A 6,299-nucleotide genomic window follows, 5' to 3' on the forward strand; every position below is an offset into this window, starting at 1 on the left:
ATCGACCGGCTGCTGCACCACTGCCACATCGTCAACATCCGCGGCAACAGCTACCGGATGCGGGAGCACCAGAACCTCATGCGGTCCGCGTCCGAGCAACGCCACGAGGAAGCGGTGCTGTGATGGCCGTGTCCCGCCAGGTGCTCCTGGGTGAGGAGCTGGACTCCGGTCGCTACGCTCCCTCCGTCCACCCCCTCACCCAGGAGCGGACCCAACCGGAGGGCGTCTGTCCCGAACCGCCCCCCTCATCAGAAGTGGGACATTTTCGATTGACACAAATGGGACATTTTCGGCTGACATTGACATGCAACCCTCATCAGAAGGCTGAGGCTCGATGCCAACCTCTTCGCGCCACCGCCGCCGCGCGGCCCGAACAAACGCGGGCGACCCCGGCAAAAGGGGCCGCCCCTGCCCAAGCTCCATACGCGCCTCGGCGACCCCGGTGCCCGCTGGACGAGCATCACGCTTCCGCGCTGGTACGGAAGTGCGAAGGAAAAGACACTCGAGATCATCTCCGATACCGCGCTCTGGTATCGTCCCGGCACACCGCCCAAGGCTATCCGATGGGTGCTGGTGCGCGACCCCGACGGCGGGCGCGACCCGCAGGCGTTCTTCTGCACCGACATCGACATGCATCCGGCTGAGATCATTGCGACCTTCGTGCGGCGCTGGCAGGTCGAGGTCACATTCCAGGAACTGCGGGCCCATCTCGGGCTCGAAACACAACGCCAATGGTCGGACGCGGCGATTGCGCGAACCACCCCTGTCCTCTGCGGGCTCTACAGCCTGGTTTGCCTCTGGGCGGGAGACGTTCTCACAACAAGCCAGCTGTCCTACGCCGCCGCCTGGTACGAAAAAACCAGCTTCACATTCTCCGATGCGATCGCGGCCATCCGCTGCGAACTCTGGCTCGGAAACACTTATCGCGCTCCCCGCCACACCGGGAACCGCAGATAATTCCACCCGACAAAATAAGGCGCATGCATTACGCGCTCTGCTTCGCGACGTAATCGCACAAAGTCGAGCTGAGAGTTCGATACCTCACCACCGCCCGGTAGCCCAGATTAAACTGGGATGATCTTGCCGTCAGTGACAGGGGTCTTTGGGCCATGAGTTGATGTCGGGACAAAGATCTTCTCCCAATGCTTCGCCAGTGGCGGGGTCTGGCCAATCGGCGCAATAGGTGATCGCCGACTGTTGGCCTGGCTTCGTAACCGTATATCCTTTCCACCGCCAGCCCGGGGGGGCTTGGAAGACGCCGTCCGAATGACGGCATCCGGGGGCGTCCGGGAGTGGTCTAGGGTTAGGAGACCTTTTGTGGGTCCAGATAGCTCAAAAAAATGATCGGTCTTCTACAAGTGTTTTTGACCCAAAATGGTGTCCACATATACCCATCATCTTGGTAGGAGGACTCTTGAGAGGGTTACGCCCGGTCCGGGGGTCAGGTCGCCGTCCTGGCCCGAGCTTGGTCCCCGCCGCCAGCCGGGTATCCCTTGAGGATGTCGGCGGCGATGCTGTCGGATACGCGGATGGCGGACTCGCGCACCGACTCCCGCGCCAGATGCGCGTACCGCGCGGTGGTCTCCACCTTCGTGTGACCCAAGAGCTTCCCGATCATGGTCAACCCCTCGCCGAGCGCCAGCGCCCTGGACGCGAACGAGTGGCGGCAGTCGTGGAGCCGCACGTCCTCCAGCTTCGCGCGCTTGCGGATCCGGTCCCAGGGGTCGTTCAGGTTCCGCAAGTGCGCGCCCGCCTTCTTCCCCGGAATCACGTGCGGGTTCCCCTCCACACGCGGTATTCCGGCGAGCACCCGGGCCGCCTCCGGCGAGAGCGGAGCCACGCGCGCGCCGGTCTTGGAGTCCTCGATCTTGATCTCGCGCGCATCGAGGTCCACGTCCCGCCAGCGGAGCGCCAGGACCTCGTTCCGCCTCAACCCCGTGAGCAGCAGCAGCCGGATCGCCGCCACCACGCGCGCCGACATGCCATTCCCGGTCTCGGCCTCCGCCAGCGCCCGCCCCAGCCGGCGGAACTCTTCCTCGCTCAGGAACCGCTCGCGCCCGCGCTCGCGGTTCTTCACCACCACCCGGCACGGGTTGCTCGCCTCCGGCAACTCCCCCCGGTCCTCCGCCGAGTTCCAGATGCGCGACAGCGCCTCCACCGTCCGGTTGGCCATCGACGGCGTCCCGCGCATCGAATGGTGCAGTTCGGTCACCCGCCGGTGATCCACCGCCAGCGCCGGACTCTGCCGAGCGCCGGCAGCAGGTGCTTGCGGACGATCAGCGTGTACATCTCCACCGTCCTCGGCTTGCACCGCACCGCCACGTGCTCCTCAAGCCATCGGCGCGCAAGCTCCCCCACCGTGGGACCCTCGGCCAGGGCCGCCGCGGGCTCCGCCAGCGGCTCCTCTCCCGCCTTGATGCGCGCGATGATCAGCGCCGCCCGCCTGCGCGCCTCCGCCGCCGTCACCCGCTTCGCCGCCTTGCCGTTGGCCCGGGTCTGCACCACGTAGTACTGGTTCCCGGATAGGCGCGAACCCCGAGAGCTCCGAGTCCCAGTAGACCGTGTCCTTCTCCACTGCCAGCGCTTCCACGTGCGCCTCGAAATCGTCGCCGTGGTGAGCTTCGCCATGGGCCGCTCCCTCCCTCCGGTTCAGACCCCGCCGGGCGGCAGGATGTCCGCCCCGATGCTGCCGCCGACCTTGGCGGCCGAAGCCTTCTCCGTGTCCCGCGCCAGGTGCGCATAGCGCGCCGTTGTCGCCACCTTCGCGTGACCCAGCAGCGCGCCGATCATCGAAAGCCCCTCGCCCAGCGCCAGCGCCCGCGAGGCGTACGAATGACGGCAGTCGTGGAGCCGCACGTCGTCAAGCCCTGCCCGCCTGCGGAGCCTCATCCAGATTGCATCGAGGTTCGTGAGACGCGTTCCGGGCTTCCGCCCCGCGATCAACCACGGGTTGTCCTTCGTCCGCGGTATCCCCGCCAGCACCGCCTCCACCGCCGGCGTGAGCGGCACGCTGCGCCATCCCGTCTTGCCGTCCCTCAACCGAAGCTCCCTCGCCGTGTGGTCCACGTCGTCCCACCTGAGCGTCAGGATCTCGTTCCGGCGGCAGCCCGTGAGCAGCACAGACGGAGCTTGGGGATCGCCGGCGGGAACACCGTGCCGTCGGCCTTCGCCTCGTCGAGCACCCGGCCCAACTCGCGGTACTCCTCGGGCGTCAGGAACCGCTCGCGGCGCGTCTCCCTTACGGGGATCAGCTTGATTGAGCTTGGTGAGCTTTTCCCCAATGAAGATGCCGCTCGGGAGTGGTTCGAGGCGAAGCGCTGGCCCGATGAGGAGCGCCCCTGTCCGCGCTGCGTAGACGGTGTGGGCAGGCCGGTTCCGAACGAAAACCGGATGCCCTATCGTTGCGTCAGGTGCCACAAGTTTTTTTCAGTGCGCACCGGCACGGCGCTGGAGCGGTCGAAGGTCCCGCTGAAAAAGTGGGCCTACGCGATCTACCTGAGCGTCACCAGCCTCAAGGGCGTGTCCAGCATGAAGCTGCACCGCGACATCGGCGTGACGCAAAAGACGGCCTGGTTCATGGCTCACCGCATCCGGGAAGCATGGGGGCTAGACGACTACGCGCCGCCGTTCGCCGGGCCGGTCGAGGTTGATGAGACCTACATGGGCGGCGAGGAGAAGAACCGGCACGCATCGAAGAAGATGCACATCAGCGGGCCATCGGACAAGGTCGCGGTGGTGGGGATCAAGGACTGCGAGACGAACGAGGTCGCGGCCAAGCCCGTCGCGAGCACCGACGGGCCGACCCTCAAGGGCTTTGTCAGGGAAAACGCCGCGAAGGGCGCGGAGATATTCACCGACGATCACGCGGCCTACCACGGGCTGCCGCAGCACACCGCGGTCAACGACAGCGTCGGCGAGTACGTGGGATGGCGAACACGAACGGAATCGAGAGCTTCTGGGCAATGCTGAAGCGCGGTTACCACGGCACCTACCACAAGATGAGCGCGAAGCACCTGAACCGCTACGTCAATGAGTTCGCCAGCCGACACAATATCCGCCAGCGCGACACGGCGGATCAGATGGCATCCGTGGTTGCCGGCGTGGTCGGGAAGCGGTTGATGTTCCGAGACCTGATCGCCAAGGTCGAGAAGGGCGGGAGCGATAGGTTTTGACCTTGAAGGAACAGGTATCTTGAAACAAAAGAGGCCCGCGCCATCACTGTCGCTTCGCCCCAAACGCTCCCACATAGGCGTCCGTTCCAAACACCCCATACGTCTCCTGGTGGGCCGGGCCAGCAAAGATCCCGTCCAGCCGATCCTCCCCGAACGTCCCGGCAGCGTAGCGCCCTCCGGTAAGGGCAAGGCCCCGCCAACTCGGCTTCGCGACTGACTGCGAGTCTATGAGCACGTCAACGTTGACCCTGGGGCTTGCCAAGTCGGGGATTGTGATCACCGAGGTTCCGTCTTCGACCTCGTATGTGGTGAGCGACACCGCGCTCGCGATACCCCGCCACGTCGCGCCGCCCATACCCGAGGGGCTGCTCCCCGGCGAATCACCCAAGGCAACCGGCAGCGCGAAGCTGATCCTGCCCGTAAGCTCGACGCCATCGGTCGTGTCCGCCACCGGCCCGTGTGCCAGCATGACCGCGGCGAACCCATGGTTGCCCCACAGGCCGTAGGCCCGCAAGTCCGGAAGGGTAGTGGGGGCCACATCGATTATGCCTGGGTTCAAAGCGTCACGTTCGTCTCCCTGTGTGGCCGTCATGGTCTGGAAGGACCCTCGTCTTCCGGTCTCCAGTACCTCCAACTCGTCGTCGAAGATGGCGGAGACCGCGAGGGGTTCTCCCTCGTTGGCGCATCCGGCTCCGTCACAGGACAGCGGGGCGTTGACTACCTCACTGACACGGGTTCCCCCTACGGACAGGTCATAGAAGCCGTGGATACCTGGAATGAGCAGGGTGTTTGCGTCTTCCATGACTTCCGTCCACTTCACATCCACGGGCGGCGGCACCTGCGGCTCACCGCCTCCCCCGCCACCGCAGCCGAAGAGCGCCAGGAGCGCCAGGAGCGCCAGGAGCGCCAAGGTCAATATCACACGGGACAACGCTTCGCCTCCAGTTTACTTGCGACTTCCACAATTACTCTCCTTTGGGGTTCAGTCCATGACCTTCCATTCGCGAAGGCGGGATTCGAGTTCGACGATCCGCCACTCGCTGTCGATCAGGTGGTGCAGGGACGTAAACACCCGCTCCGGATGTTCCCTCGCCTGTTCGACTATCCACTGCTGTTTCGTCTACGTGTTGGTGGAACTCAGGGTTTCCTCCAGCGTTTCCCATCAGTGGGTCTGTTCAGATGACGCCCCGCTTCCCTCCGGCGAATCCCGATGGCCACGGTTCCCGCCTTCGGCGGTACTATCAGGGCGCTACGACTCCCTGCCCCCGCATGTCCTTCGGCTCATTGTTTTCGCCAGCCGGCTTCGCGGGCTGTTGCCTGCCGGGGTTCGTGTCCGCCCGAGCGCGCTCCCGCCGCCGCGCAGGCGCCGGCGACGGACCGGGGTCTGGATTTCATGCTGGCCATCCCGCTCCAGCTTCCTTGCCCACGGGCAAGGGCAGGACATCCCAGGTTCCCTGGCGATCCATCCCGCGACTTTGCGCCGGTCCACGACCCCGGACGACCCGTTGCGCCTCGCCTGTAACGGCGCTTCCGGTGCTGCCCCCACACGAAAACCAATGAAGGCGTCATCGATTTACCGATTTCGAGGCTTCCTCCGCCGCTGCGTCACGTGCTGTTTACGCTTCACGACGGGCGTTGCCGCTCGCCATGCAAGACTCGCTTCCGGCTGGCTGGCTGCGCCTTTGCCGGGCGGGTGTCGAACCCGCTGGATCGCTACGAAAGGTTTCAGCTCATGGCATCCTCCTTTCCAGGACTTCGCCTAGCGCAATATCCGTGCGGTCATGCGGCGACGAGGCGGTGAACGCGGAGGTGACGCTCCGCCCCATCCAGATACCCACGCCATAAAGGGAAAACTACTCCTCAAGTACGGAGCCGACTCACCTTCCGGATGCTCGCAAGGGCTCGCTCAAGGCGACGAACGTTCCGAAGAACTCGCCGACGCTGCCATCGCTTTCTTCAAAGTAGGCGCCGCTGAACCCCGCGACGAGACGGGGGTTGCCATCCTGGTCGGGAATGTTTGAAAGCGCACCACCCCAGTGCCCCTCCGAATGGATGACGGTCCGTTCGGGGTGCTTCACCGTGACGTCAACATGTTCGAACGTGCCGTCCGGGTTGAAGGGCGTGACG

The 6,299-nt window shown here is 65.1% G+C and carries 8 protein-coding genes; 3 read left to right on the top strand and 5 right to left on the bottom strand.

Annotated elements, in window-relative coordinates:
- Positions 1–567 precede the first annotated feature (567 nt).
- Positions 568–957, top strand: a complete 390-nt coding sequence (locus tag OXF11_06875; GenBank protein ID MCY4486827.1) for a hypothetical protein — start codon at positions 568–570, stop codon at positions 955–957.
- Between the two features lie 484 nt (positions 958–1,441).
- Here OXF11_06875 and OXF11_06880 read toward each other — a convergent pair whose 3' ends face one another.
- The 3 genes from OXF11_06880 to OXF11_06890 are packed head-to-tail and all read right to left on the bottom strand — an operon-like array spanning position 1,442 to position 3,120.
- Positions 1,442–2,173, bottom strand: a complete 732-nt coding sequence (locus OXF11_06880; GenBank protein MCY4486828.1) for a site-specific integrase — start codon at positions 2,171–2,173, stop codon at positions 1,442–1,444.
- Between the two features lie 35 nt (positions 2,174–2,208).
- Positions 2,209–2,628, bottom strand: a complete 420-nt coding sequence (locus OXF11_06885) for a hypothetical protein (GenBank protein MCY4486829.1) — start codon at positions 2,626–2,628, stop codon at positions 2,209–2,211.
- A gap of 21 nt (positions 2,629–2,649) precedes the next feature.
- Entirely contained in the window at positions 2,650–3,120 is a 471-nt protein-coding gene (locus tag OXF11_06890) for a site-specific integrase (GenBank protein MCY4486830.1), read from the bottom strand.
- A gap of 33 nt (positions 3,121–3,153) precedes the next feature.
- On the opposite strand from OXF11_06890, the gene OXF11_06895 reads away from it, so the two are divergent.
- Together OXF11_06895 and OXF11_06900 are read left to right on the top strand one after the other, a co-directional pair.
- Positions 3,154–3,969, top strand: a complete 816-nt coding sequence (locus OXF11_06895) for an IS1595 family transposase (GenBank protein MCY4486831.1) — start codon at positions 3,154–3,156, stop codon at positions 3,967–3,969.
- Positions 3,963–4,172 (top strand): transposase, encoded by a 210-nt coding sequence (locus OXF11_06900; GenBank protein ID MCY4486832.1) that lies wholly within the window; start codon positions 3,963–3,965, stop codon positions 4,170–4,172. Before OXF11_06895 ends, OXF11_06900 begins: the two co-directional genes overlap by 7 nt.
- Positions 4,173–4,215: 43 nt before the next feature.
- Here OXF11_06900 and OXF11_06905 read toward each other — a convergent pair whose 3' ends face one another.
- Both OXF11_06905 and OXF11_06910 read right to left on the bottom strand, forming a co-directional pair.
- On the bottom strand, positions 4,216–5,082 hold the full coding sequence (locus OXF11_06905) for a hypothetical protein (protein MCY4486833.1): 867 nt from the start codon (positions 5,080–5,082) through the stop codon (positions 4,216–4,218).
- A gap of 967 nt (positions 5,083–6,049) precedes the next feature.
- Positions 6,050–6,299: hypothetical protein (locus tag OXF11_06910; GenBank protein ID MCY4486834.1), on the bottom strand; the 250-nt coding region annotated here is incomplete at its 5' end.

This window comes from Deltaproteobacteria bacterium, from assembly GCA_026712905.1.
GTDB lineage: Bacteria > Desulfobacterota > Binatia > UBA9968 > JAJDTQ01 > JAJDTQ01.